The sequence below is a fragment of the Thermobifida alba genome (assembly GCF_023208015.1).
GTDB lineage: Bacteria > Actinomycetota > Actinomycetes > Streptosporangiales > Streptosporangiaceae > Thermobifida > Thermobifida alba.
In genome coordinates, this window is the sequence record NZ_CP051627.1 from 4147232 (window position 1) to 4172389 (window position 25158).

Annotated in this window: 30 protein-coding genes; 13 read left to right on the plus strand and 17 right to left on the minus strand. The window is 71.0% G+C overall.

The features are described from left to right. Window positions 1–81: 81 nt before the first annotated feature. Window positions 82–1632, minus strand: a complete 1551-nt coding sequence (locus FOF52_RS18485) for a glycosyltransferase family 2 protein (protein ID WP_248591171.1) — start codon at window positions 1630–1632, stop codon at window positions 82–84. Window positions 1633–1995: 363 nt separating this feature from the next. Here FOF52_RS18485 and FOF52_RS18490 point away from each other — a divergent pair, with 363 nt between their 5' ends. From FOF52_RS18490 to FOF52_RS18500, 3 genes are all read left to right on the plus strand, one after another. After that, window positions 1996–2703, plus strand: a complete 708-nt coding sequence (locus tag FOF52_RS18490; protein WP_248591172.1) for a WbqC family protein — start codon at window positions 1996–1998, stop codon at window positions 2701–2703. Between the two features lie 89 nt (window positions 2704–2792). Beyond that, window positions 2793–3506 carry a PIG-L deacetylase family protein gene (locus FOF52_RS18495; RefSeq protein ID WP_248591173.1) on the plus strand — a complete coding sequence of 238 codons (714 nt, stop codon included), beginning with the start codon at window positions 2793–2795 and terminating at the stop codon, window positions 3504–3506. 83 nt (window positions 3507–3589) lie between these two features. Continuing rightward, window positions 3590–4549 (plus strand): NAD-dependent epimerase/dehydratase family protein, encoded by a 960-nt coding sequence (locus tag FOF52_RS18500; RefSeq protein ID WP_248591174.1) that lies wholly within the window; start codon window positions 3590–3592, stop codon window positions 4547–4549. 51 nt (window positions 4550–4600) lie between these two features. Here the strand turns inward: FOF52_RS18500 and FOF52_RS18505 are convergent, their stop codons facing one another. Both FOF52_RS18505 and FOF52_RS18510 read right to left on the minus strand, forming a co-directional pair. Next, the gene (locus FOF52_RS18505) at window positions 4601–4945 is read right to left on the minus strand and encodes a DUF202 domain-containing protein (protein WP_248591175.1); all 345 of its coding nucleotides are present in this window, start codon (window positions 4943–4945) and stop codon (window positions 4601–4603) included. Then, entirely contained in the window at window positions 4942–5313 is a 372-nt protein-coding gene (locus FOF52_RS18510; RefSeq protein WP_248591176.1) for a YidH family protein, read from the minus strand. The genes FOF52_RS18505 and FOF52_RS18510 overlap by 4 nt, the downstream gene beginning before the upstream one ends. A 201-nt stretch (window positions 5314–5514) precedes the next feature. On the opposite strand from FOF52_RS18510, the gene trxA reads away from it, so the two are divergent. Then, window positions 5515–5895 carry a thioredoxin gene (gene trxA, locus FOF52_RS18515; protein ID WP_248591177.1) on the plus strand — a complete coding sequence of 127 codons (381 nt, stop codon included), beginning with the start codon at window positions 5515–5517 and terminating at the stop codon, window positions 5893–5895. Between the two features lie 31 nt (window positions 5896–5926). Here the strand turns inward: trxA and FOF52_RS18520 are convergent, their stop codons facing one another. Beyond that, entirely contained in the window at window positions 5927–6436 is a 510-nt protein-coding gene (locus tag FOF52_RS18520) for a MarR family winged helix-turn-helix transcriptional regulator (protein ID WP_248591178.1), read from the minus strand. Window positions 6437–6512: 76 nt separating this feature from the next. Here FOF52_RS18520 and FOF52_RS18525 point away from each other — a divergent pair, with 76 nt between their 5' ends. Next, window positions 6513–7727 (plus strand): FAD-dependent oxidoreductase, encoded by a 1215-nt coding sequence (locus FOF52_RS18525; RefSeq protein ID WP_248591179.1) that lies wholly within the window; start codon window positions 6513–6515, stop codon window positions 7725–7727. On the opposite strand, the gene FOF52_RS18530 is transcribed toward FOF52_RS18525, so the two are convergent. The 6 genes from FOF52_RS18530 to purS all read right to left on the minus strand — a co-directional run bounded on the left by FOF52_RS18530 (window position 7717) and on the right by purS (window position 11471). Then, window positions 7717–8415, minus strand: a complete 699-nt coding sequence (locus FOF52_RS18530; RefSeq protein WP_248591180.1) for a spermidine synthase family protein — start codon at window positions 8413–8415, stop codon at window positions 7717–7719. The genes FOF52_RS18525 and FOF52_RS18530 overlap by 11 nt on opposite strands. Before the next feature lie 28 nt (window positions 8416–8443). Next, complete coding sequence (hisG, locus tag FOF52_RS18535) at window positions 8444–9298, minus strand: ATP phosphoribosyltransferase (RefSeq protein WP_248591181.1); 855 nt, start codon at window positions 9296–9298, stop codon at window positions 8444–8446. Between the two features lie 81 nt (window positions 9299–9379). Further along, window positions 9380–9643, minus strand: a complete 264-nt coding sequence (locus FOF52_RS18540) for a phosphoribosyl-ATP diphosphatase (protein WP_248591182.1) — start codon at window positions 9641–9643, stop codon at window positions 9380–9382. A gap of 121 nt (window positions 9644–9764) precedes the next feature. Further along, window positions 9765–10592, minus strand: coding sequence for an SDR family NAD(P)-dependent oxidoreductase (locus tag FOF52_RS18545; protein WP_248591183.1), 828 nt, complete (start codon window positions 10590–10592; stop codon window positions 9765–9767). 84 nt (window positions 10593–10676) lie between these two features. Beyond that, a complete protein-coding gene (locus FOF52_RS18550) occupies window positions 10677–11120 on the minus strand; it encodes an ATP-binding protein (RefSeq protein WP_248591184.1) in 444 nt (147 codons plus the stop codon). A gap of 108 nt (window positions 11121–11228) precedes the next feature. Continuing rightward, window positions 11229–11471, minus strand: a complete 243-nt coding sequence (purS, locus tag FOF52_RS18555) for a phosphoribosylformylglycinamidine synthase subunit PurS (RefSeq protein WP_248591185.1) — start codon at window positions 11469–11471, stop codon at window positions 11229–11231. A gap of 452 nt (window positions 11472–11923) precedes the next feature. On the opposite strand from purS, the gene FOF52_RS18560 reads away from it, so the two are divergent. The 4 genes from FOF52_RS18560 (at window position 11924) to FOF52_RS18575 (ending at window position 16370) form a co-directional block, all read left to right on the plus strand. After that, complete coding sequence (locus tag FOF52_RS18560) at window positions 11924–12523, plus strand: sigma-70 family RNA polymerase sigma factor (protein ID WP_425265500.1); 600 nt, start codon at window positions 11924–11926, stop codon at window positions 12521–12523. 388 nt (window positions 12524–12911) lie between these two features. After that, complete coding sequence (pdhA, locus tag FOF52_RS18565) at window positions 12912–14024, plus strand: pyruvate dehydrogenase (acetyl-transferring) E1 component subunit alpha (protein ID WP_248591186.1); 1113 nt, start codon at window positions 12912–12914, stop codon at window positions 14022–14024. Further along, window positions 14021–15004 carry an alpha-ketoacid dehydrogenase subunit beta gene (locus tag FOF52_RS18570; RefSeq protein WP_248591187.1) on the plus strand — a complete coding sequence of 328 codons (984 nt, stop codon included), beginning with the start codon at window positions 14021–14023 and terminating at the stop codon, window positions 15002–15004. The genes pdhA and FOF52_RS18570 overlap by 4 nt, the downstream gene beginning before the upstream one ends. A 10-nt stretch (window positions 15005–15014) precedes the next feature. Beyond that, window positions 15015–16370, plus strand: coding sequence for a dihydrolipoamide acetyltransferase family protein (locus FOF52_RS18575; RefSeq protein WP_248591188.1), 1356 nt, complete (start codon window positions 15015–15017; stop codon window positions 16368–16370). A 91-nt stretch (window positions 16371–16461) separates the two neighbouring features. Here the strand turns inward: FOF52_RS18575 and FOF52_RS18580 are convergent, their stop codons facing one another. Continuing rightward, window positions 16462–16695, minus strand: coding sequence for a hypothetical protein (locus FOF52_RS18580; RefSeq protein WP_248591189.1), 234 nt, complete (start codon window positions 16693–16695; stop codon window positions 16462–16464). Between the two features lie 129 nt (window positions 16696–16824). Between FOF52_RS18580 and FOF52_RS18585 the strand changes: the two genes are divergently transcribed. The 3 genes from FOF52_RS18585 (at window position 16825) to FOF52_RS18595 (ending at window position 19674) form a co-directional block, all read left to right on the plus strand. After that, window positions 16825–17577, plus strand: coding sequence for an exonuclease domain-containing protein (locus FOF52_RS18585; RefSeq protein WP_248591190.1), 753 nt, complete (start codon window positions 16825–16827; stop codon window positions 17575–17577). A gap of 75 nt (window positions 17578–17652) precedes the next feature. Beyond that, window positions 17653–19503, plus strand: coding sequence for a BCCT family transporter (locus FOF52_RS18590; RefSeq protein WP_248591191.1), 1851 nt, complete (start codon window positions 17653–17655; stop codon window positions 19501–19503). 18 nt (window positions 19504–19521) lie between these two features. Next, on the plus strand, window positions 19522–19674 hold the full coding sequence (locus tag FOF52_RS18595) for a DUF7554 family protein (protein ID WP_248591192.1): 153 nt from the start codon (window positions 19522–19524) through the stop codon (window positions 19672–19674). A 42-nt stretch (window positions 19675–19716) separates the two neighbouring features. Here the strand turns inward: FOF52_RS18595 and yidC are convergent, their stop codons facing one another. From yidC to hemC, 3 genes are all read right to left on the minus strand, one after another. After that, a complete protein-coding gene (gene yidC / locus FOF52_RS18600; protein ID WP_248591193.1) occupies window positions 19717–20448 on the minus strand; it encodes a membrane protein insertase YidC in 732 nt (243 codons plus the stop codon). A 100-nt stretch (window positions 20449–20548) separates the two neighbouring features. Continuing rightward, window positions 20549–20836: a DUF6412 domain-containing protein gene (locus FOF52_RS18605; RefSeq protein WP_248591194.1), complete on the minus strand. Its 288-nt coding sequence runs from the start codon at window positions 20834–20836 to the stop codon at window positions 20549–20551. A 99-nt stretch (window positions 20837–20935) separates the two neighbouring features. Next, window positions 20936–21883 carry a hydroxymethylbilane synthase gene (gene hemC, locus FOF52_RS18610; protein ID WP_248591195.1) on the minus strand — a complete coding sequence of 316 codons (948 nt, stop codon included), beginning with the start codon at window positions 21881–21883 and terminating at the stop codon, window positions 20936–20938. A gap of 214 nt (window positions 21884–22097) precedes the next feature. Here hemC and FOF52_RS18615 point away from each other — a divergent pair, with 214 nt between their 5' ends. Continuing rightward, complete coding sequence (locus tag FOF52_RS18615; protein WP_248591196.1) at window positions 22098–22454, plus strand: hypothetical protein; 357 nt, start codon at window positions 22098–22100, stop codon at window positions 22452–22454. A gap of 64 nt (window positions 22455–22518) precedes the next feature. Here FOF52_RS18615 and FOF52_RS18620 read toward each other — a convergent pair whose 3' ends face one another. From FOF52_RS18620 to FOF52_RS18630, 3 genes are all read right to left on the minus strand, one after another. Beyond that, window positions 22519–23112, minus strand: coding sequence for a bifunctional 4-hydroxy-2-oxoglutarate aldolase/2-dehydro-3-deoxy-phosphogluconate aldolase (locus FOF52_RS18620; RefSeq protein WP_248591197.1), 594 nt, complete (start codon window positions 23110–23112; stop codon window positions 22519–22521). A gap of 4 nt (window positions 23113–23116) precedes the next feature. Further along, entirely contained in the window at window positions 23117–24136 is a 1020-nt protein-coding gene (locus tag FOF52_RS18625; protein WP_248591198.1) for a sugar kinase, read from the minus strand. 163 nt (window positions 24137–24299) lie between these two features. Continuing rightward, window positions 24300–24878 carry a C40 family peptidase gene (locus tag FOF52_RS18630; protein ID WP_248591199.1) on the minus strand — a complete coding sequence of 193 codons (579 nt, stop codon included), beginning with the start codon at window positions 24876–24878 and terminating at the stop codon, window positions 24300–24302. Window positions 24879–25158 lie beyond the last annotated feature (280 nt).

The following is a 25158-nucleotide window of genomic DNA, read 5'->3' on the forward strand; positions in this document are numbered from 1 at the left end:
GCTGTTCTTCTCTTCGAGCCTAAGTGCTGGGAGGGTCGACCGTGATCCGGGTGGCGGTCGGCGCTGCCCGGACGGTCCCGGTCAGGTCTTGATCGACACGCGTTCGGGGCTCTTCCAGCGGCCGTCGGACTTGGCGGTCCACGCCTGCGGGATGGTGAGCAGCGTCAGGTAGGAGTCGAGCAGCCGCAGCGGCAGGAAGAACAGTCCGTAGAACAGGTAGCCGGGACGCCGCCGCACCATCGCGATGACGCAGGTGAGGATGTAGTCGGGGACGAAGAGGCCGACCGCCACCGTGCTCAGCGGCAGCACCGACGTCACCGCCGTGTACCCCTCGGCGTACCAGTCCACGGCGAGCACGCCGTCCCCGAACAGCGCCGGAGGCAGCACGAACACGAAGATCAGCGCGGTGACCAGGAGCATGGCCGCGACGAGCACGACCTCCAGGATGTAGAAGAACAGCGAGAACCAGAACAGGCTCGGCCAGATGCCGTGGCGCCGCACCGTCTGCCAGAAGCCGAGGCTCCACCGCCGCACCTGGCTCTTGTAGTCCCGCAGGGTGAAGGGGTCCTGGGAGTACGCCTTGGTGTCGGGCCGCATCGAGATGCGGCCCAGCTTCTTGTGGTGCACCTCGAAGGTCATGTTGAAGTCCTCGATGACCAGCCCCTTGGGGTTGATCTCCAGGTGCTTCAGGACGCTGGTGCGGTAGGTGCTGGCGAAGCCCGGGACGATGAAGGTGACGCTGGTGAAGCGCCACGTCTGACCGAACCGGAGCATGTACTGCAGCAGCCAGTAGAGCCGGTCGCGGTAGGCCGCGATCAGCCGGCCGACGACGGTGCGCTGCTGCGGCTTCCACTCGGCGACGACGAACCCGGCGACGGCGGCGACCGTGGGGTCCCGCAGCTGGTCGCGCACGCCCCTGACGTAGTCCTCGTGCAGTTCGGTGTCGGCGTCCAGGATCACCACGCCGTCGTAGTTCTCGATGAGGTCGAACTCCTGGATGACCGCCTCGATCGCGCCCGCCTTGCCGCGGTTGGTCAGCAGTTCCAGGACGTTGACGCCGGTCTGCGCGGCGATCTCGGCCGTGGCGTCCTTGGAGCTGTCCGACACCACGTAGATGTCCCAGCGGTCGAACAGGCGCAGCGCGGACCGGATCGCCCCGTCGATGACCGGCTCCTCGTTGTGCGCCGGGATGATGACCGCCAGCGTGATCGTGTCCGGGTCGGTGTTGACCCTGGGGATCTCGAACTGTCCGGTGTCGGGGTTGAGGACCGGGGCGAGGTCGCCGCGGCGTCTGGCGCGGCGGCCGTCCTCACGGGAGCGGGTGGCGACCGTCACCCGTTTGTCCTCGTCCCGGATGCGGGTGCCCGCGGGAAGCGGAGCTTCCCTGCGGGGCAGGAGCGTGGCGTTGCCGCGTCCCAGCAGTTTGTGGATCCCCTCGTCCACCAGCCTGATCAGGCCGATGACCGACCAGACCATGAGGTTGAGGCCCACCCCGATGAGCAGGAGCAGGATGATCGGGGTGTCTTCGGCCGAGCCGAGTACGAACCTGAGCCACAACACGAAGAGCAGGGCCGCGGTCGACAGTGAGAGCAGGCCCGCGAGCCAGCTTCCGATGAAACGGGCGGTGCGCACTGGGGACCTCCGAAGGGTGACGGGGCGACAAAGGATGACGGAACCACCGTTGTAGGGACGTTTCAACGGCACGACCAGTTGCCCTGCGTGAGCAGCGGAACCAGACCGCGGAAAACTCGTGTGCGAACTCGGCGCAAGTCTGCACCATTGCTCCGGTAATCCGGGATCGGCGGCTCACCTTATGGATTGTCCCGCACAAAACATCGTCGTAATTGGGGATGCATCGATCAGTTGGGTCACGGATATATGACTTGGGTGATGAAAGAGCCTGCGTCGGGTCAAGAAGAGGACGTCCCGGCCGCAGGTCCCGTAATCTCGACACGGACCACGAGCGCTCGACAGTCTGCTTGAAGGGGAATCGCCGTGCGTGTTGCCTTGCACCAGCCGCACTACCTGCCCTGGTTGGGCCTTCTGGACAAGATTGACCGCTGTGACCTGTTCGTAGTGCTCGATCACGTTCAGTTCGAACGGAGAGGATGGCAGCACCGCAACTACGTGGCCTCGAAAAATGGCCCGATCCTGCTCACGGTTCCGGTCGTGCAGCGCAGCCGGGACGAGCGGATCATGGACAAGGCCGTCAGCAACGGCTCACCGTGGTGGGAAAGGCACAGCAGGACGCTGGAGCAGAACTGTTACCGCAGGGCTCCGTTCTGGGAGGAGTTCGGGGCCGGGATCACGGCGATCTACGAGCGCCGCTGGGAGCGGCTGGTCGACCTTTCCATGGCGACCACCGAGTTCGTGCTCAACGCGTTCGGGATCACCACTCCCGTGGTCCGCTCCAGTGAACTGGGCGAGTTCACCGCGCAGAAGAGCGAACTGATCGCGCAGATCAGCGCCAAGGCGGGGGCGACGACCATGCTCTCCGGCGAGGGCGCCCGCGACTACCTCGACCCGGAGGTGTTCCAGCGGTACGGGATCGAGATCGAGTGGCAGGACTTCCGGCATCCGGAGTACCCGCAGCACAACCGGCGCGGGCAGGAGTTCCTGCCCCGCATGGCGGCCGTGGACCTGCTGCTGAACGTCGGACCCGAAGGCATGGACCTGGTTCGTGCCGCCCGTACCGCCTCCTGACTCCCACCGCCCGTCCCCGTCACCGAGTCCGCGCGGCCCGTGCGGGTCGCCTTTTCACCCAATGCCCTATCTGCATTTAAGGACGCCGAATGACGATCGACTGGTCCCGTGAGCGGATTCTCATTCTCGCGCCGCACCCCGACGACGAGACGCTCGGTTGCGGGGGCCTGATGCGCAAGGCCAAGGACGCGGGAGCCGAGGTCTACATCCAGTTCATCACGGTCGGAGACACCGCGGACCTCTCCGCCAAGGGGCTGTCCACCGCGGACGAGCGCTACGGGGAGGTCAAGCAGGTCGCCGAGTTCTTCGCGTGGGACGGCTGGGAGTTCGCCTTCCCCGGCGACCGCTACCACCTGAAGCTCGACGCCCTGCCCCGCTTCGAGCTGGCCAACGCACTCGAACGGAACAGCCCGCTGTCCATCGCGGAACTGCGGCCGACCACGGTGATCGCGCCGCACCGCACCAGCTACAACCAGGACCACCAGGTCACCGCGGAGGCCCTGCACACCGCGCTGCGGCCGTCCAACACCCGGCTGCGCCACCACCCGCGTCTGGTCCTGGCCTACGAGCAGGCCGCCGACCAGTGGCGCTACGACGCCGCGCCGCCGCCCAACTTCTTCGTCGAACTCACCGAAGAGCAGGTGGAGGCCAAGATCCAGGCGATGCACCTGTACGGGACCCAGACCCACGACCACCCGCACACCCGCTCCGACCTGACCCTGCGCAGCCTGGCGGCGCTGCGCGGAATGCACGCGGGAGTGCCCTACGCGGAGGCCTACCACATGATGCGCTGGCTGGCCTGACCGTCGCGGCACGGCGCCGCCGCGCGGATGCCGTGAACAGTCAACGCCCTTCCCGGGCCGTGTCTTTTCGGAGGAGAAACAGCGTGAAAGCCCTGGTCACTGGCGGCGCCGGGTTCATCGGCTCCCATCTGTGCGACTACCTGACCGCTCACGGGCACCAGGTGACGGTGCTCGACGACCTTTCCACCGGTTCCAAGGAGAACCTGGTCCAGCTCTCCGACGCTCCCAACTTCGAGTTCGTCGAGGGATCCATCCTGGACACCGCTCTGGTCGACAGCCTGGTCGGCTCGTGCGACACCGTGTTCCACCTGGCCGCCGCGGTCGGTGTGCACACCATCGTGGACAAGCCGCTGGAGTCGCTGCGCACCAACCTGCACGGCACCGAGAACGTGGTCGACGCCGCGGCCCGGCACGGGGCGCGCATCATGGTCGCCTCCACGAGCGAGGTGTACGGCAAGAACGACGCGGACGGCCTGAGCGAGGACGCCGACCGCATCCTCGGGTCGCCGCTGAAGAGCCGCTGGTCCTACGCGGCGGCCAAGGGACTGGACGAACTGGTCGCCTACGTCTACGGCAAGGAGACCGGCATCCCGACGGTCATCACCCGGTTCTTCAACATCGTCGGCCCGCGCCAGACCGGCCGCTACGGCATGGTCGTCCCGCGGTTCGTCGGACAGGCGATGGCGAACGAACCGATCACCGTCTACGGTGACGGCTCCCAGCGGCGCTGTTTCGGTTCGGTCTTCGACGTCGTTCCGGCCGTGGTGAAACTGATGGACACGCCGGAGGCGTACAACCAGGCGGTCAACCTCGGCGGTCTGGAGGAGGTCTCCATCCGCGGGCTCGCCGAGCGGGTCATCGAACTGACCGGGTCGGACAGCACCATCGAGTACATCCCGTACGAGAAGGCGTACGGCGAGGGCTACGAGGACATGCGCCGCCGCATGCCCGACACTTCGCTGGCCAGGGAGCTCATCGGCTACGAGCCGACGCTCCGCCTCGACGACATCATCAACTCCATCATCGAGTCCAAGCGGTCCTGACCGCGGGCGGCGGCCGTGGCACCGGGGAGTCCGGTGCCACGGCCGCCGGCGTCAGCGGGGAAGCGCGGACAGGGCGGTGGCCGCGCCCAGGCCCATCACGGCGACGCCCAGCAGGACGAGCGTCCAGGGCCGGGCCAGCGGCGCGGGCGGCCGGCCCCGGGCGCGGGTGTGGGCGGTGCGCCGCCAGCGCCGCCGCAGGTGCAGGAGGAGCACGGCGCAGACCCCGAGCAGGACGGCCACCACCGCCAGTTGGCCGGCCAGGCCGCCGGGAGCGTCCTCGACCGGGACGCGCAGGTACAGCAGGGTGACCACGGCCAGGCCGAACAGGGTGCGCTGCCAGGCCAGCAGGGTGCGTTCGGGCTGCAGGCCGCTGTCGCGCTCCGGGGGACGGTTCACGGCCAGTAGTTCCCCACGACGACGGCCAGGCAGATCAGTCCGACGCCGACCGCGGTGACCAGCGGCAGCGGTGTGGTCGGCAGGGGTCGGTCGTGCCGCATGGCGCGCTGCACCCGGCGCCAGCGGACCGGCGCGTAGCCGGTGATGACCACGGCCAGCACGGCGAGCGCCAGTCCGACCGAGACCTGGGTGCTGTCGTGCCACCGCAGCGGAACCAGGTGCAGGACCGCCACCGACCCGGCCACCAGCGCCAGGGCGGTGCGGATCCAGGCCAGAAAGGTGCGTTCGTTGGCGAGGGTGAAACGGTAGTCCGGCTCCTTGCCGTCCCCGTCGTCCGCCCCGCGACCCGTACCGGAGAGCACGCCCACGAGTCCCCCCTTCCCCGGCGGCACCGTTCCAGCCACCGAATCTACGCGCCGACGTTTTTTCCTCCCAAATCGGTATTGGTCTGGGGTTTTGTCGGTTTCAACGGGAGAGGGCGCGGCCGCCTCGGGGCGTGCGGAACAAACGAGCGGGCAGAACCGCTCTACGCAGAGAGACCGTTGCCGACGCCACGATCAGGAGGGCCTGTGGCCACCATCGAACTGACCAAGGACAACTTCAACCAGACGCTCCAGGAGAACGACTTCGTCCTCATCGACTTCTGGGCCTCCTGGTGCGGGCCGTGCAAGATGTTCGCCCCGATCTTCGAACGGGCCTCGGAGAAGCACGACGACCTGGTCTTCGCCAAGGTCGACACCGAAGCCCAGCAGGAGTTGGCCGCCAGCTTCAACATCCAGTCGATCCCGACGCTGATGATCGTGCGCGACCGGACCGTGCTCTACGCCCAGCCGGGAGCCCTGCCGGAGGCCGCGCTGGAGGACCTGATCCAGCAGGCCCGCGATCTGGACATGGACGAGGTCCGCAAGCAGATCGCCCAGCAGCAGGGCAACGGCGCCGCCCAGGAGTGAGCGGCGCGGTGCCGGGGGCGGCGGGGAGCGGTCAGCGGTCGTCCCCGCCGCCCCCCGCCAGCTCGGCCGCGGCCTCGCGCTGCAGCCGCGCGGCCTCGCGCAGGAAGCCCTCGATCGTCTCCAACTGCTCGTCGGTGTAGTGCTCGTAGAGCTTCTCCAGGCGGGTGAGCAGTCCGGTGAAGGCCGACCCGACGTCCCGGTGCAGCGCGTCCGTGTCGCTGATCCGTACGACGACGCGCCTGCCGTCCTGCGGGTCCCGGTCGCGTCGGACGTAGCCGCGGCGCTGGAGGCGGTCCACCACCCCGGTGATTGACGCCGGCGCGAGCCCGGAGCGGCGCACCAGTTCTCCCGCGGTCATGGGACCGTGCCGTTCCAGCAGGTCGAGGGTCTTCCACTCGGTGGCTCCCAGGCCCAGTCGTTCGGCCAGCACGGTGTGGAACACGACCGCCGCGTTGCCCAGTTCCCGGCCTCCGGCGCTGATCCGGTCGACCAGGGCGGCCCGGTGGCCGGAGTCCCGGCGGGGGGAGGGGTCCGTTGACATGGTTCTCCTCTCGACATATATTTCGTTCGTACGAAAGAAATAAATCTGCGATGTCGATCCTATCGGGAGCCCCGCTATGAGAGCACTGGTCATCGGCTCCGGTATCGGCGGGCCGGTCGTCGCGACGGCCCTGCGCCGGGTCGGGGTGGAGGCGGTCGTCCACGAGGCGCACGACGGCCCCGCCGAGGGCCTCGGCAGCTTCCTCACCCTGGCCCCCAACGGCCTGGCCGCCCTGCGCACGCTCGACCTGCTCGCCCCGGTCCGCTCCGCCGCGCTGTTCCCCAGCACCCGCATCGAGTTCCAGAACGGCTCGGGACGCCGGCTCGGACTGCTCGACGACGGCTCCGACGAGTTGGACGACGGCCTCCAGACCGTCACCGTGATGCGCGGAACCCTGCAGCGCGTCCTCGCCGAGGCCGCCCGCGCCCAGGGGGCGCGCATCGAGTACGGGCGGCGCCTGGTCGGCTTCACCGCCACCGACGACGGCGTCACCGCCGAGTTCGCGGACGGGAGCACCGCGCACGGCGACGTCCTCATCGGAGCGGACGGCCTCCACTCGCCGGTGCGCCGCATCATGGACCCCGCCGCTCCCCGCCCCGCCTACACCGGGCTGCTCAACCTCGGCGGATCCGCTCCGCCCCTGCCGGTCCCCGCCACACCGGAGCGGACGATGCGCATGGTCTTCGCCCGGCGGGCCTTCTTCGGCCACCAGACCGCCGCCGACGGCCGGACCCACTGGTTCGTCAACTTCCCGCACCCCGAACTCGACCGCGCCGCGATCGCCGAACGGGACGCCGAGCAGTGGCGGCGCCACGTCCTGGCCCTGTTCGCCGACGACCACCCCGCCATCACGCAGATCCTGCGGGCCTCCCCGGTCGACGGCTTCCGCCCGGTCGGCGTCTACGACATCGCCTCGCTGCCCCGCTGGACCTCGGGGCGGGTCGCGCTGCTGGGCGACGCCGCGCACGCGGTGTCCCCCTCCAGCGGCCAGGGCGCCTCCCTGGCCGTGGAGGACGCCGTGCTCCTCGCCGCCTGCCTGCGCGACGTGGCCGACCCCGCCGCGGCCCTGCGCACCTACGAGAGGCTGCGCCGCGGCCGGGTGGAGCGGATCGTCGCCGAGGGCCGGCGCAGGGGCGGCCAGAAACTCGTCACCAGCCGGATCGGGGTGCTCTTCCGCGACCTGACGCTCCCGCTGGTCTTCCGGCTCATCGCGATGCGCGGCGGGCACTCCTGGATGTTCGACCACCGGGTCGACCTCGCCGACCCGGTGCGGGAGACGGTCAGCGGCTGAGCTCCGCGGCGCCGGGGCGGACCAGGTACACCACGTCCGGCTCGCCCCGGGGCACCGGAACCCGGATCTCCTCGACCGTGCCGAACCGGCGCTCCAGCAGTGCCGCGAAGTCCGGCGCGGGCATCGCGCTCCAGAACGCCACGGCACCGCCGGGAGCGGTGATCCGCGCCACCCGGTCCAGCCCGTCCGGGCCGTACAGCCTCCGGTTGCCCTCGACCACGGTCCAGTCCGGTCCGTTGTCGATGTCCAGGCACACGGCGTCGAAGGTCTCCGTCGCGGTGGACAGCCACTCGACCAGGTCGGCACGGGAGACCCGGCAGCGGGGGTCGTCGACCGGACGCCCCGCGACCTCTCCCAGCGGACCGGAGTGCCAGGCGACGACCTGTGGCTCCACCTCGACCACCCGCACCAGCGAGACCCGGGGACAGGCCAGCGCCTCGGCCGCGGAGAACCCCACGCCGAGCCCGCCGACCAGGACCCGCAGGCCGGTGCGCCCGGCGGGAAGGGCGCGCAGGCAGGCGCGGACCAGTTCGCGTTCGGACCGGCCGTCCCGGGTGTCCATGAGGAACACGCCGTTGCTGATGATCTCGTAGTCGGAGCCGACCCGCCGCAGCACCAGTTCCCCGCCGCTCACCCCCGGGGCGCGGTCGACGACCACGGGCACGTCGGAATCGGTGGGAGACAGCATTCCTCCTGCGGACCTTCCCGGCCGCCCGTCACAGGCGGCAGGCGTAGATGTCGGTGACCAGAATGGCACGCGCCCCGATCTCCCAGAGGTCGTCCATGATCCGCTGGGCCTTGCGGCGCGGCACCATGGCGCGCACCGCCACCCAGCCCTCCCGGTGCAGCGGGGAGACCGTGGGCCCCTCCATGCCGGGGGTGAGCGCGACGGCGGCCTCCAGGCGCTCGGCGTGCACGTCGTAGTCCATCATCACGTAGTCACGGGCGACGAGCACACCGCGCAGCCGCCGCAGCAGCTGTTCGACCTTCGGATCGTCGGGCGCCCCCTGGCGGCGGATGACCACGGCCTCGGACTCCAGGATGGGCTCGCCGAACGGCTCCAGTCCCGCTTGGCGCAGGGTGGTGCCGGTCGACACCACGTCGGCCACCGCGTCGGCCACGCCCAACTGGATCGAGCTCTCCACCGCGCCGTCCAGGTGGATCACCCGGGCGTCGATACCGCGCTTGGCCAGGTAGGCGGTGAGCAGCCCCTCGTAGGAGGTGGCGATGCGCTTCCCGGCGAGGTCCTCGACCGTCATCGAGGAGCCGTTGCGCGCGGCGAAGCGGAACGTGGAGCCGCCGAAGCCCAGCGGCAGCAGCTCCTCGACCGGGGCGCCGGAGTCGAGCAGCATGTCGCGGCCGGTGATGCCGACGTTGAGGATGCCCTCGCCGACGTAGACGGCGATGTCCTTGGGACGCAGGAAGAAGAACTCGGCCCCGTTGTCGGGGTCGAGCATGACCAGGTCGCGGGAGTCCTTGCGCTGGCGGTACCCGGCCTCGCGCAGCATGGCGACGGCGGGTTCGGAGAGTTGGCCCTTGTTGGGCACGGCGATGCGCAGCAGGTCGTTCATGGGTGCTTCCTCAGCTCACGGGGGGTTCCGGACAGGGGACGCCAGAGCGGGTCGGTCGCGCACGGGAGGGGCGGGACCGACCTAGAGATGCCGGTAGACGTCCTCCAGGCGCAGGCCGCGCGCCAGCATCAGAACCTGGAGGTGGTAGAGGAGCTGGGAGATCTCTTCGGCGGTCGCTTCGTCGCTCTCGTACTCGGCGGCCATCCAGACCTCGGCCGCCTCCTCGACGACCTTCTTGCCGATCGCGTGCACACCGGCGTCCAACTGGGCGACCGTACCCGACCCGGCAGGCCTGGTCCGCGCCTTCTCGGACAGTTCGGCGAACAGCTCTTCGAAGGTCTTCATGGTCTCTTTCCTCGACTGCGTGCCCTCCTAGGGTAGGCGCAGCCGGACGCGGACGGGAACCGGAGGAGGCCGAAGCGGAGGTGAACAGTCTTCGCGCGGCGGCGTACGCCGAACCGGGCGGTCACCGGCCGATCCGCTTGGCCACCGTGTTGAACAGCCCGGACGGAAGGGCGTGCAGCAGGGCGTTGACCGCCTTGTACTGCGGCCCGGGCACCACCCGGGCGCGTCCCGCGGCCCAGGCGCGCAGCGAGTCGGCGACCACGCGCTCCCGGGGGACGAACGCGACGTCGGGCAGGCCCATCTCCTGGACGTAGCGGGTCATGTCGGTGCGGACGTAGCCGGGGACCACGGCGGTCACCCGCACGCCGCTGCCGGCCGTCTCGACCGCGAGCGTGTCGGTGAAGGACAGCACGTAGGACTTGGAGGCGGCGTAGACCGCGCCGCCCGGGGAGGAGGGGAGCAGGCCGGCCACCGAGGCGACGTTGATCACGCCGATCGGCCGGAGGCGTCCGGCGGAGCGCAGCCGTTCCGCGCGCTCGATCTGGGGCGGCAGCACGGCGCGCGCCAGTCGGGTGAGCGCCCGGATGTTCAGCGCGATCGTGCTGTCGACCGCCTCGACGGGCTGGGTGGCGAACGTGCCGCCGTGCCCCTGGCCGGCGTTGTTGACCAGCAGGTCGACGGGGGCGTCGGCGGTGTCGCCGGCGGCCCGCAGCCGCTCCTCCACCGCGGCCAGGTCCGCGTCGGCGGTGAGGTCGGCGGGCAGGGGCTGCACCCGCACCCCGTAGCGGTCGGCCAGGTCGGTGGCGAGGGCGGTGAGCCGGTCGGCGCTGCGAGCCACCAGCACCAGGGAGTAGCCGCGTTCGGCCAGCTGCCGGGCGTACTCCTCGCCGATTCCGGCGGAGGCCCCGGTGATCAGCGCGGTGCGGGGGTGTGCGCGGTGGTCGCTCATGGCCACGGATGGTATCGCTGCTCTCCGCCCGATGCGAGACGGTTGCCCGAAGGGTCCGGGAAGCGGGGATCCGCCTCCCGCGGGTCACCCTCCGGCCGTGGCGGCGGCCAGCCGGAGTTCGGCCGCGGGCAGCAGGCACAGCCGCTTGGCCAGCAGCACCGTGGTCCGCCCGTCGGGTTCGACGTCGAAGGCGACCTCGTCCATGAGGGAGTGCATCAGGAAGATGCCCCGTCCCGACTCGGCGTCCGCGGTGGGACGGGACGGCACGGCCGCCGGGGTGAAGTGACGGCCGGTGTGCGTGATCCTCAGGGTGCAGAAACTCCGCTCGATGCGGACCGAAACCTGGTAGTTGGGAGCCGGGTCGCCGTGGTCGACGACATTCGCGCACGCCTCGGAGGCCGCCACCAGGATGTCGCGCCGGCACTCGGGACAGACGCCGTGGATCTGCAGGGTGCTGCCCAGGAAACTGCGCAGCACGGGGACGGTGTACGCCGCCCTGGGCAGCGCGACCAGGAATCGCTCATCCATCCGAGTCAGCCCCCAAACCCGTTGGCACGGTTAGAGACTTTCCCGAGGCGTTTCCTGTGAAACCGCTTAATTCCGGACAGATGGCGAAGGCGGTCTGATAACGCTGCGTCACTCCACGCGGAGCGAGAAGTCCTCGATAACGGGGTTGGCGAGCAGCGTTTCGGCGAGTTTGCGGACCTCGGCGAGGCGCTCCTCGTCGGCCTCCCCCTCGATCTCGATCTCGAAGCGCTTGCCCTGGCGGACCTGGGTCACCCCGGAGAAGCCGAGTCGTCCGCAGGCGCCCATGATGGCCTGTCCCTGCGGGTCCAGGATCTCGGGCTTGAGCATGACATCGACGATGACGCGGGCCACGGGTCCTCCAGGGTTGTGCCGCACCGGTGGTGGAGGCGCCGTCCGTGTCAGCGGGACACGGGGCGCGGGGCCGGTCGCCGAGCGGGGACCGGCAGGTCCCGGTTGCGGCTCGGGTACGGCCCGGACAACCAGAGCGTACGGCACCGCCAGCACGGGAGGAAACCGGCTGTTCGGCAGCGGCATGTGTGCGACGCCCTCTCCCGGGAAGCGGATCCGTGGTGCCGGACAGGCGGACCACAGGAGGGGAAATCCGTGGATGCTGCGCCCGGCGCCGACGGTGTGAGTCCGCCCCTGAGGCAGCGCCAACGCTCCTTTTTACCGGACTCCTGACGTGAGCAGCCCCTGACGTGGGGTGTTCGTGACCTTAATCACCCGGGGTCCGAGCATCGCCGATCGGTTCGGAGCGCGTCTCACCAAGTAACAGCATCCTCGGTCGTCGTGAGGGGGAAACTTTGGCGACCATTGAACTCGACCGCCCAGCGGATGCCACCGCCGCCGCGGAGGCTCCCGACTTCATCGAGGCCGTCACGCCCTACGCGGACCAGCTCTACCCGGCGGCCCTGCGGATGACCAGGAACTCGGCCGACGCCGAGGACCTCGTGCAGGAGACCTTCACCAAGGCGTTCGCCAACTTCCACCAGTTCCGGGCGGGCACCAACCTGCGCGCCTGGCTCTACCGGATCCTCACCAACACGTTCATCAACGGCTACCGCAAGAAGCAGCGCGAGCCCCGCCAGGAGATCACCGACGAGATCAAGGACTGGCAGCTCGCCGCGGCCGACACGCACGCGTCCACCGGTTCCCGCTCGGCGGAGGCCGAGGTGCTCGACCGGCTGCCCGACTCCGCGGTGCGCACGGCGCTGGCCCGCCTGCCCGAGGAGTTCCGTCTGGTCGTCTACCTGGTCGACGTCGAGGGCTTCTCCTACAAGGAGGTGGCCGAGCGGATGGACACCCCGCTGGGGACGGTCATGTCCCGGCTGCACCGGGCGCGCCGGCAGCTGCGCGTCCTCCTCGCCGACTACGCCAGGGAGTGCGGTCTGCACGCGGGGTGACCCGGCCCCTCCGGAGTGCGGCGACCGTGCCGCTCCCTTCCCCCGACTCCTCACGAGACGGCCGGAAGGCCGTGGTGTCCGCACCGGTCGCTCCCGCCGTCGGCGCCTCCCGGACCATCCGCGATCCAGAAAGTACTAGGACGGCCGATTTTTTATTCGGATTCCCTTGTATTTTCTAGGAAGACCTGGTATTTGGGCTTTTTCTCGTTCTGCGGGATCATGAGCCGGACGACGCGAGGTGGCGCTGGGGTCTTGCGCTGTCCATAGTGATATCTGTCACGATGGCGGTAGGGCTGCCCGACCGCACCCGTTACCCCGGGCGGATCGGGCGGACAGCAGGCCGACCAGCGGCACCCCGCCAGTCGGCCACGAGACCGAGGAGCGACAGGTGTCCGACAGCACCGCTCGTGAAGAGCCAGAGCTCATCCAGCTCTTGACCCCCGGCGGAGAGTACGTCCCGCACCCCGACTACCCGTTCGACCCCGACGCCGGACAGGTCCGCGACCTGTACCGCGACCTCGTCCTGGTCCGCCGCGTCGACGCGGAGGCCGTCGCCCTGCAACGGCAGGGCGAACTGGGCCTGTGGGCCTCCCTGCTGGGCCAGGAGGCCGCCCAGATCGGTTCGGGCCGCGCCCTGCAACCGCAGGACATGGTCTTCCCGTCCTACCGGGACCACGGAGTGGCCTGGTGCCGAGGAGTCGGCTTCCGGGACCTGCTGGCCATGTTCCGGGGCGTCACCAACGGCGGCTGGGACCCGTTCAAGTACAACTTCCACCTCTACACGATCGTCATCGGCAGCCAGACGCTGCACGCCACCGGATACGCGATGGGCGTCCAGCGGGACGGCGCGCTCGGCGCGGACGGCACCGCCGTCATCACCTACTTCGGCGACGGCGCCACCAGCCAGGGCGACACCAACGAGGCGTTCAACTACGCCGCGGTCAACAACGCGCCGGTCGTCTTCTTCTGCCAGAACAACCAGTGGGCCATCTCCGAGCCGTCGGACCGCCAGAGCCGGGCGCCGATCTACCGCAGGGCCGCCGGATTCGGCTTCCCCGGACTGCGCGTGGACGGCAACGACGTGTTCGCCTGCCTGGCGGTCACCCGGGAGGCGCTGCAGTGCGCCCGCGAGGGACAGGGGCCCACGCTGATCGAGGCGTTCACCTACCGGATGGGCGCGCACACCACCTCCGACGACCCCACCCGCTACCGCACGTCGGCGGAGGACGAGGAGTGGCGGCGCAAGGACCCGATCGCCCGGGTGCGGGCCTACCTGGTCCGCGAGGGCATGGCCGACGACGACTTCTTCGCCGCGGTCGACGCCGAGGCGGAGGAGCTGGGAGAGCAGGTGCGCGCCGAGTGCCGCGCCCTGCCGGACCCCGCACCGCTGGACATCTTCCGCGAGGTCTACGCCGAACCGCACAGCGAGCTGGACCGGCAGCGCGCCGAATTCGCGGATTACCTGGCCTCCTTCGAGGACGCGGAAGGAGCGGCCCGATGAGCGGAACCGAACTCACCCTGGGCAGGGCGATCAACGCGGGGCTGCGCCGCGCCATGGAGGACGACCCCAAGGTCCTCGTCATGGGCGAGGACGTCGGCCGGCTCGGCGGGGTCTTCCGGATCACCGACGGCCTGCACAAGGACTTCGGCGCGGACCGGGTGATCGACACCCCGCTGGCCGAGTCCGGCATCATCGGCACCGCGATCGGCCTGGCGATGCGCGGCTACCGCCCGGTCTGCGAGATCCAGTTCGACGGCTTCTTCTTCCCGGCCACCAACCAGACCTTCACCCAGCTCGCCAAGCTCCGGGCACGCTCCGAGGGGCGGCTGCGACTCCCCGTCGTCATCCGCATCCCCTACGGGGGCGGCATCGGCGCGGTGGAACACCACAGCGAGTCGCCCGAGGCCTACTTCACCCACACCGCCGGGCTCCGGGTGGTCACCGTCGCCACCCCCGAGGACGCCTACTGGACGATCCAGCAGGCCATCGCCTGCGACGACCCGGTGGTCTTCCTGGAACCGAAGCGCCGCTACTGGGACAAGGCCACGGTGCGCACCGAGGGCACCCCGGGCACGGCCACCCCGATGGGCGCCGCCCGCATCGCCCGCCGGGGCAGCGACGTCACCCTGGTGGCCTACGGGCCGATGGTCAAGGTCGCGCTCCAGGCCGCCGAGGCCGACACCGAGCGTTCCATCGAGGTCATCGACCTGCGGTCGCTCTCCCCGGTGGACTACGACACCGTCTTCGAGTCGGTCCGCCGCACCGGGCGGCTCGTCGTCGCCCACGAGGCCCCGGTGACCAGCGGCCTGGGCGCGGAGATCGCCGCCCGGGTCACCGAGTCCTGCTTCTACCACCTGGAAGCCCCGGTCATCCGGGTCGGCGGGTTCGACACCCCCTATCCGCCGTCGCGGTTGGAGGAGCACTACCTGCCGGACCTGGACCGGGTCCTGGACGGCGTCGACCGCTCGTTCGCGTTCTGAGGGGCTGGGCATGACTCAACAGGGAATCCGTCAGTTCACGCTGCCCGACGTGGGCGAGGGCCTGACCGAGGCCGAGATCCTGTCGTGGAACGTGCAACCGGGTGACGAGGTCAAGGTCAACCAGGTCATCTGCGAGATCGAGACGGCCAAGGCCGTGGTGGAGCTGCCCAGCCCGTTCGCGGGCCGGGTGAGCGACCTGCTGGTGGAGGCCGGAACCACGGTGGCGGTGGGCACTCCGATCATCGCGGTGGACACCGGCGGCACGGACGGGGCTCCCCGGACGGCCCAGTCCCGGACCACCGCACCAGCCCCCGACCAGCCGGCGGAGGAGAAGCGCGAACCGGTGCTCGTCGGCTACGGGGTGAAGAGCGGGGCCACCCGGCGCCGCCCCCGCCGCGGCACCGGACCGGCCGCGGTACCCCGCCCGGCCACGCCGGAACGGGACACGGCCCGGAGGGTGGTGCTGGCCAAGCCTCCCGTGCGCAAGCTCGCCAAGGACCTCGGCGTGGACCTGCGCGCCGTGACCCCCAGCGGACCGAACGGGACCGTCACCCGTGAGGACGTGCGGCGCCACGCGGAGCAGGTCCAGTCGCACGCCCCGGCCCCCCGCGCCCCCGAGCCGGCGGCCGCCGAACCGGCGCCGGCCGCCGCCGACCGCACCGCGCGGGAGGAGCGCATCCCGATCAGGGGTGTGCTGAAGCACATGGCGACGGCGATGGTCGACAGCGCCTTCACCGCCCCGCACGTGAGCGAGTTCCTCCAGGTGGACGTCACCAGGACGGTGAAGGCCGTGCGACGGCTGCGGCAGCGGCCGGAGTTCGCCGACGTGAAGGTCTCCCCGCTGCTGCTGGTGGCCCGGGCGCTGCTCATGGCGGTACGCCGCCACCCGCGGATCAACGCCTCCTGGGACGAGGCGAACCAGGAGATCGTCGTCAAGCACTACGTGAACCTGGGGATCGCGGCGGCCACGGAACGCGGCCTGGTGGTGCCCAACATCAAGGACGCCGACCGGCTGCCGCTGCCGGAACTGGCCCGGGCCCTGAACGGCCTCACCGAGACGGCGCGGGCCGGGCGCACCCCGCCGGCGGACCTGACCGGAGGCACCATCACCATCACCAACATCGGCGTCTTCGGCGTCGACGGGGGGACCCCGATCCTCAACCCCGGGGAGGCCGCGATCCTGGCGTTCGGCCAGATCCGCGACATGCCGTGGGTGCACAAGGGCAAGATCAGGATCCGCAAGGTGACGACGCTGTCGCTCTCCTTCGACCACCGCCTGATCGACGGAGAACTGGGCTCGAAGGTGCTGCGCGACGTCGGCGCGGTGCTGGAGAACCCCGAGGAGATGGCCCTGGCCTGGGGCTGACCGGGCACGGCCGAGGAGTCGCCGGCCCCCGGGCGCGGGCATGCGCCCGCCCCGGGGGCCGGTGCCCTCCCGGGGCCGCGGTGAGGGCGGGTCAGGAGGGGGGATTCTCAGCGGTCCCCTCGGACTGCCGGGTGTCCTCCTCGGAGCGCTGGGCGTCGAGGGCCACGCGGATGGCGTTCTCGGCGGCGTCGATCGCGGCGCGGGCGGTGATGGCATGGGTGTGCGCGCGGTCCAGATTCCCGAGCGCGATGCAGTCGAACGACACCCGGGCGTCGTGGATGGCCTGCTCCAGTTGGCGTGCGGCTTCTTCGAGGCCGACGTGCATGGTTTCCCCCCGAGAACGGTCTCCTGGTGTGCCCGGGAGTATCCCCGGGGCGCCCGACGGTATTCACCCTGCCCCATTCGACCCGGTGAACAGGAGTTTTCTGTCACCGTCGCCCAGTAGAGTCGCGGCATGACGGACAACAGCCCGACCTCTCCCGGTTGGCACCTGCGCCCCCTGGCTGCCTTCGACCTGGAGACGACCGGGATCGACCTCGAACGCGACCGTGTCGTGACCGCCGCGGTCATCGAGACGGTCGCCGACGACTCCCTCAGCACCCGGCGGACCTGGCTGGTCGACCCCGGAACCGAGATCCCCGCCGCGGCGTCCGCGATCCACGGCATCAGCACGGAGAAGGCCGCCGCCGAGGGGCGGCCCGCCGCCGCCGCGGTGGCGGAGATCACCGACACCCTGGAACGCATCCTGGTCGCGGGAATCCCGCTGGTCATCATGAACGCCCCCTTCGACCTCACCATCCTCGACCGCGAGTGCCGCCGCCACGGAGTCGTCCCGCTGTCGGAACGGGTCGACGCGGTGGCCCCGGTCATCGACCCGCTGATCCTGGACCGGCACATCGACCGCTACCGCCGGGGCAAACGCAACCTGGAGGCGCTGTGCACCCACTACCGGGTGCGCCACGGCGGGGCCCACGAAGCGGGCGCGGACGCGGCGGCGGCCGCGGCGGTGGCCCGCGGCATCGGCCGCTCCGCCGCGCGACTGGCCGCCCTGTCCCCCCAGGAGCTGCACGAACTCCAGGTGCGCGCGGCGGCCGACCAGGCCGCGTCCTTCGAGGAGTTCCTGCGGCGCAAGGGGCGGACCGACGCGCGGATCAGCCGGTCCTGGCCGCTGATCCCGCTGGAGGAGGCGTCGGCGGACCCGGTGTGAGCAGGAACGATTCGGAGCGGGACGCATGAACGGCGGACGGCCGGGGAAGTCGGGAGAGGCACAATTTCCTGCTCCGTGCTCTCACCGAAGGAGGCGGCGCACCCGCGCCGGTTCGTCGTGGTTCGATCAAATGACCAATCATCCGACAACGCGGCCGCCCCGGTCGAGAACCGGGCCCTGCTGTGGGAACCGCCTCTGGTCGCCGAGGCCGAACGGGCCCCGCGGACGGACAGGGTCGTCTTCGTCGCGGCCGCGACCATCACCGTGGCCTTCGTGCTGTGGGGAGCGATTTCCGACGAGTCGCTGGCCGGGGTCGCCGGAAGCCTGCTGGCCGGTCTGATGCGCTACGGCGGCTGGGTGTTCGTGCTCACCGCCTCGGTGTTCGTGGTGTTCGCGCTGTGGCTGGCCTTCAGCAGATACGGCCGTATCACCCTGGGCCGGGAGGGAGAACCGCCCCAGTACACGACGGTGTCGTGGATCGCGATGATGTTCGCCACCGGCATGGGCATCGGGCTGATGTTCTACGGTGTGGCCGAACCGCTGGCCCACTACGTCGACCCGCCGCCGGGCACCGAGGGGGGCGGCGAGTCGCAGCGCGCGCTGACCGCGATGGCCACCACGCTGTTCCACTGGTCGCTGCACCCGTGGGGGATCTACGCGGTGGTCGGCATGGCCATCGCCTACACCACCTTCCGCCACGGCCGCAGCCAACTGATCAGCGCGGCGTTCATCCCGCTGATCGGGGAGCGGGCCGCGAGCGGGCCGCTCGGCAGGACCATCGACGTGATCGCCATCCTCGCCACCCTGTTCGGGTCGGCGTGCTCGCTGGGACTGGGCGCGCTGCAGATCGGGGGCGGCCTGCAGAGCCTGGGCTGGACGGAGGAGACGACGATCGGCCTGCTCCTCCTGATCATCGCGATCATCATGGCCTGCTACCTGGCCTCCGCGGTGTCGGGGATCTCCCGGGGCATCAAGTGGCTGTCCAACACCAACATGGTCATGGCCGTGGTGCTGCTGCTCTTCGTCCTGGTCGCCGGGCCCACCGTGTACATCCTGGACCTGGTCCCGAGCGTGCTGGCCACCTACTTCCAGGACTTCTTCCAGATGGCGGGGCGCACCGACGCGGTCGGCGGCGCCACCGCCGAGTGGCTGTCGACGTGGACGGTGTTCTACTGGGCCTGGTGGATCTCCTGGGCTCCGTTCGTGGGACTGTTCATCGCCAAGATCAGCCGGGGACGCACCATCCGGGAGTTCGTGGCGGGCGTCATCCTGGTGCCGAGCGCGGTCAGCCTGATCTGGTTCTCCGTCTTCGGCGGCGCCGCGATCCACCTCCAGTCGTCGGGGATCGACCTGGCCGCCTCGGGGGCGATCGAGGAGCAGTTCTACGGGATGCTGGGCTACTTCCCGTGGAGTACGGCGGTGAGCGTGCTGGTCGCCGTGCTGGTCGCGATCTTCTTCATCACCGGGGCCGACTCGGCGTCGATCGTGATGGGCACCCTCACCCAACGCGGTGTGGACAAACCGCAGCTGCCCATGACGGTGCTGTGGGGGCTGCTGATCGCCGCGGTCGCCGCGATCATGCTGCTCGTCGGCGAGGGGGGCAGCACAGCCATCGACGGACTGCAGAACATCACCATCCTGGGGTCCGCGCCGTGGCTGATCGTGATGCTCCTGTTGTGCGTGGCGCTGTTGAAGGGGCTGCGCCGCGACCCCACCGCGATGCGCGCCCGCAAGGCCCAGGAGCTGATGAACGAGGCGGTCATCACCGGTGCGCGCACCTACGAGGGGGAGTTCCAGCTCTCGGTGGCCCCGGCCCAGCAGCCGGTCCTGTCCCCACGGGAGGAGGGGAGGGAAATCCGGCCGGACCGCCCGCATGACACGGACACCGGGGGTAGTGGACGGCGGAGTGAACCACCCCCGACGTGACGACTCCCGGAGGGCGCGATGCTGAAGCTCATCCTGGTGCTGCTGGCCGTCTGGCTGGTGCTGTCCATCCTCGGCCTGGTCATCGAAGGACTGTTCTGGCTGTTCGTCATCGGAGCCGTGCTGTTCGCGGCGACCGCGGTCTGGGGGTGGATCCAGAACCGGACCCGGTGAGGCGCGGGGTGCGGGGCCGGGCCGGTCCCGCACCCCGCCTCCTCAGCCGACCCGGACGAGCCGGCGCAGCGCGAGGCGCTCCAGCAGCGTCCACGCTGTGGACGCCGCCAGGTAGATCCCGGCCGCCAGCGGGGCGAACACGGCGACCAGCACTGTCGTGAACGGCAGGTAGGTGAGGAGGCCCGGGGCGGGGGCCTGCGGTCCGCCGGACGCCTGCTGGACGAGGGCGGGCAGGGTCAGCCAGCGCCGGGTGGCCCAGGCGAGGGCCGCGAGCAGGGCGAGCAGCACCAGGAAGACCGGGACGGAGCCGGCGGCCCCGCCCGCGACCGCCTGCGGCAGGGTTGTCCCCAGCGGAGCCCCCGCCAGCGGGAGGGCGAGCAGGGCGTTGGCGGCGCCGTCGATCTCCGGGATCGTGAACAGGCCGTAGAGCACGGTGAACACCGGAGCCTGGGCGAGCGCGGGCAGACAGCCGGCGAAGGGCGAGGTGCCCTCCCGGGCGTAGAGTTCCCGGGTCTCGGCCACCAGGCGCTCCGGATCACGGCCGTGCCGTTCCCGGAGGGCGGCCAGTCGGGGGGCCAGCCGGGCGCGGGTCTTCTCCCCGCGGACCTGGAGGTAGCTGAGGGGAAGCAGGAGCAGGCGGACGCCGAGGGTGAGGCAGGCGACCGCCGCCGCGGCCGACGCCGTGCCGAGGAACGGGGCCAGTGCGTCGCTCACGGTCATGGTCAGGGTGTGGGCGGCGGCGAGCACCGCCGTGAACGGACCGAACACGGTCATGGGGCCTTTCGTCACGGGAACGGGTGATCGGCGAAAGGCCGCGCAGGGCAGGGGGAGCCGCCCCGTCCGTGAGGACGGGGGACGGCGCGGGCCCGTGCGGTTACGCGGCCGGGACGGCCGCGCCGGGAGCCCGTGGTCGGGGTTTGCCGGGCACGTTGGGGGCCACGGAGACGACGACGCCGATGCGCTGGTGTCGTCGGCGCAGCGCGCCGGCCCGGGCGTGGGGTTCGGTCTCGGGCGCCGTGCGGAGGCGGTGGCCGGCGACGGCGAGCCACAGCAGGGTCGCACCGACGGCCAGCGCCGCCAGCACGGTGAGCGGCCCCAGGCTCAGCGGGGCGCCGTCCACCACGAACAGGAGGGCTTCGGCGAGGAAGAGAACGAACGCCACGGCACCTCCTGTCCCGCTCCCGAACGGATCTGCTGTAACAGACGTGCGGGAAGGGGAGAAGGTTCCCGCGGCCGGGGCGTGCCCCGGCCGCGGGGGCGCTCAGTGCGAGATGAGAGCGCCCACGCCGCGGCTGAGCAGGGCTGCGGCGACACGGGTGCCCAGGCGGGTCGGCCGGTTGGCGGCGTCCTGCTCGCACACGTCGACCAGGTGCCTGCCGTCGCGGGTGAAGACCATTCCGCGCAGGGAGAGCCTCCCGTCCGGCAGGGACCGGCAGTGACCGGCGACGGGACTGTCGTAGTGCGCGCGCAGACCGTGCTGCAGGGCGCGTTCCGCGGTGACGCGGGCCCGGGTGGCCGGGTCGTCGAGCGTGTAGAGCAGGTCGACGAGGGGGGCGTCGTCGATCCGGCAGGTCACCCCGATGGCCGCCGCCCCGATGGGCGGGCACATCGTCTCCAGGTCGAGGGTCTGCACGGCCCGCTCCTGCGGCGGGTGGGGGCGGGCGATCTCGGAGCGGGCCACGATCACCGCCTCGTACCCGTCCTGGGCGTCGAGGGCGTCGATCTGGCTGTCGGCGTCCCCGTGGGTGGTGTGGACGCGCAGGTCGGGACGGAGACGCAGCAGTTGCCCGCAGCGGTGGACGGAGGAGACGCCCACACCGGCTCCCGCGGGCAGTTCGGCGAGCGCCCGGTACGGGGAGCCGGCGCGGAAGACGACGACGTCGTGGACGTCCTCGCGGCGGAGGTAGGCGCCGAAGGTGATGCCCTCGGGGAGGGGGGAGTCGCCGGGGACCTCCTTCATCCAGTGCACGGCGAGGTCGATCTGGTGGGAGAGCAGGAGCCTGTCGAGTTCCCGTTTGGCGGCGGTACGACCGTGCGGTGAGGCGAATCCGCCGACGCGGCGCTCCGTGGGGGTCTCCACGGGGATGATCTCCACGGGAGTCTCGGGAAGGGTTTTGGCCAGCAGGTCGCGCACGTGGAGTGCGTGGACCCGGGCGGTGGGGGAGACGCGGGTACCGATCCGTAAACGTTGCTGTTCTACGAGAAGCACAACCTCCAAGATAAGCATGTTACGCGCATATCAACAGGAATTTAACAAGCTCGAAACATGAAAACTCGGCAATGATTCACCGTGTCCCGGCCCCCGCGGCGGTGTCCGGAGCGGAAAGGAGGACACGCCGTTCACGCGGCTTTTGTTTACACGGGGTGTGCGGGGGATGACCATTGGGGTGGGAATTGCGCTTCCAGGAGGTGGAGAGCCAGCCGTGCCGATCCGTCCGCACCATCTCGCCGCCATGTCCGCCACCCTCGCCTGGGCCGTGGGCGGCCTCGCCGCGCGCACGGGCGGACCGGTGACCGTCCGCTACGAGTCGGGCCGCCGGCAGGTGTGCGAGGCGGTGGTCGCCCACCGCCTGCTGCGGGACCAGGGCGGTGTCGTGGCGGTGGAGGCCGACGCGGACACCGGCTACGCCCTCTACGCGGGAACGGCCTGGCATCCGACGCTGATCCTGCGTGCGGAGCGGGGCGGGGCCGAGTTCGACATTCCGGTCCGGGCCGGATCGATCCGGATCGAGGATTCAGCGATCCATTCCTCGGGGCGAATCCGACCCGGCCGAGGGTGACGGAGCGCTCTTTTCCCGTGCTCTTCCGTGACGCTCGGCGCGGTATTTTCCCTTTGCGGGGAAATCATCCTCCGGCCATCCCGGCGAGTTTCTCCCACTGGGCCTCGTCGGCCAGAGCCGACCCCACCGCCACCGCTCGGGCGCCCGCCGTCAGGTAGTCCGCGGCGTCGTGCGCCGAGACCCCGCCGGTCGCCACCAGGTTGGCCTCCGGGAAGGGGCCGCGCATGGCGGCGAACCAGCCGACGCCCAGCTGCGCGGCCGGAAACGCCTTCAGCCAGGTGACACCGTGGCGCAGCGCCTGCTGGATCTCGCCGGGGGTCGCCACTCCGGGCAGGTGCGGCAGGCCCGCCGCGAGCGAGGCGGCCAGGACCTCTCCGTCGAAGCCGGGGGCGACGGTGAACGCGGCCCCCGCCTCGACGGCCGCGGCCACCCGGGCGGGCGTGGTCACGGTCCCCGCGCCCACGACACGGCCGCGTCGGCGGCCGGCCGCCACCGCGGCACGCAGCGCGGGGACCGCGTCGGGGGACTGGATGGGCACCTCCACCAGGCCGATGCCCAGGTCCCAGGCGCGGTTGGCCAGTTCCACGGTGGCGCGCTCGGACATGCCGCGCAGGATCGCCATGACCTGCTGACCGGCGAAGAGGTCGGTGAAGTCCACGGGATCACGCTCCGGAGAAGAGAGGGGCGGACGGGTCGAGGGGGAACAGCGCCGGGTCGGGCACGCGCAGGGCCGCCCAGTCGGACGCGGACAGGGCGAGCAGGCGTTCCCGGGCCGTGCGCGGCGGGAAGGGCGCCAGGTCCGCGACGCTGAGCAGGGTGGCGGCGGCCATGATGTGCCCCAGCCGCAGGCACGACTCGGGGTCGCGGCCGTCCAGCAGGCCGGAGAGGAAGCCCGCGGCGAAGGCGTCGCCCGCCCCGACCGCCTCGACCACCTCGACGCGGGGCGCGGGGACGAAGACCCGCTCCCCCTCCCCGTAGTAGACCGCGCCGACCTCGGCGTCCTTGACCACGAGGCGGACGGCGCCGCCCAGCAGGGCGTGCACGTCGTCGGCGGTGGCGGTGCGCCACAGCCGTTCGGCCTCGTCCCGGCCGACGAAGACCAGGTCGGCCGCGCGGGCCAGTTCCAGGAGGGGACGCGCCGCGGTCTCGGCCGACCACAGCGCGGGACGGTGGTTGACGTCGAAGGAGACCGGCGGCAGGCCGGGGAGCCGTTCGACGAGCAGGCGCCGGGTGAACGCGGCGCAGTCGGGGGACAGCGCCGGGGTGATGCCGGACAGGTGCAGCAGTGCCGCGTCGCGCAGCTCCGGCCGCTCGGCCAGGTCCGGGCCGAGCGCGGAGGCGGCGGAGCCCTGCCGGTAGTAGTACACCGAGGTGCCGCCGGGAGCGGGGTCTTTGAGGTAGAGGCCGGTGGGGCGCTCGGGGTCGGTCTCCACCAGCGTCACGTCCACCCCGTAGCGGGCCAGGGTCCGGGTGATGATCCGCCCGAAGGGGTCGTCGCCGACCCGGCTCATCCAGGCGACCCGGTGGCCGAGTCCGGCGAGCCCGCAGGCGACGTTGGACTCCGCGCCGCCGATCCGCGGCAGCAGCGGCGGCTGCTCGGCCAGCGGGGTCGGCGAGGCGGGGGAGAGCTGCCCCATCGTCTCGCCGACGCAGATCACGTCGTAGGAATCGGCTCCGGTCACCGTGCCACCACCCTCCGCACCGCCGCCCGTCACACTAGCGTCCTCCGATCCGCTCAGGGAGGGGCCGGTGCGCGTGACGGGCGGCGGCGCGGGGTCCCCGCCGGGACCGCTCCGGGCGACTCGGCATGCGCTCGGGGCGGGGCGGCGGGTGCTTCGGCGTGGATCAGGCGACCCGGCGTGCGGAGTGGAAGTTCTGGTCGAAGTGGCCGGACATGCGGACGACCTGGACGTTCTTGCCGCGCCGCGGCGCGTGGATCATCCTGCCGTCGCCGACGTACATCCCCACGTGGCTCGGGCCGGAGTAGAAGAAGACCAGGTCACCGGGGCGCAGTTGCGACCGGGAGACCGGCCTGCCCTGGGTGACCTGGTCGTGGGTGGTGCGTTTCAACGTCACCCCCGCCTGTCTGTAGGACCACTGTACGAGTCCGGAGCAGTCGAAGGAGTCCGGGCCGGCCGCCCCCCAGCGGTAGGGGGCTCCGATCTTGCTCTCGGCGTGGCGCAGCGCCTCCTCCGCGGTGCTGCTGCGGCTCCTGTCACCGCCCCGGCTGCCTCGAACGTGCTGTTCTTCCTGAGAGGAGTCCGCTCCCGGGTCCACGCGGTACGCGGCACCCGTGACCGGGGTGGCGGTCGCGATGCTGACCGTGGCGGCCAGCGTCAGCGCGGAGAAGGCCGTGGCGGCCCGGCCGATGAGGCGCGGGGCGTTTTCTCTCTGTGACCGACCGAAACCCTCGTTGCAGAACATGGTGTCTTCCCTCGATTTGTGGACAAAGGACACATTCGTTGTGCGGAAGGGGATGACGCTGCCCACCGAAACACAGGGGTGCTCTGATTGACGGATATAAAAAGCAGATCGGCGTGTCTCGCCGAAACGATCGTCGCGGGGGTCTCGACGCGAGCGGATCGGAAGGTCTGGATGGGCGGGCCGGGGAGCGGTGGAAGCGGTCGGGGCATCTGGCCGGGGAGAGTCGGCGCCGGTTCGCCCGTTATCGGGCCATGCCCTGTCAGCAGGCGGGTTCGGGAGT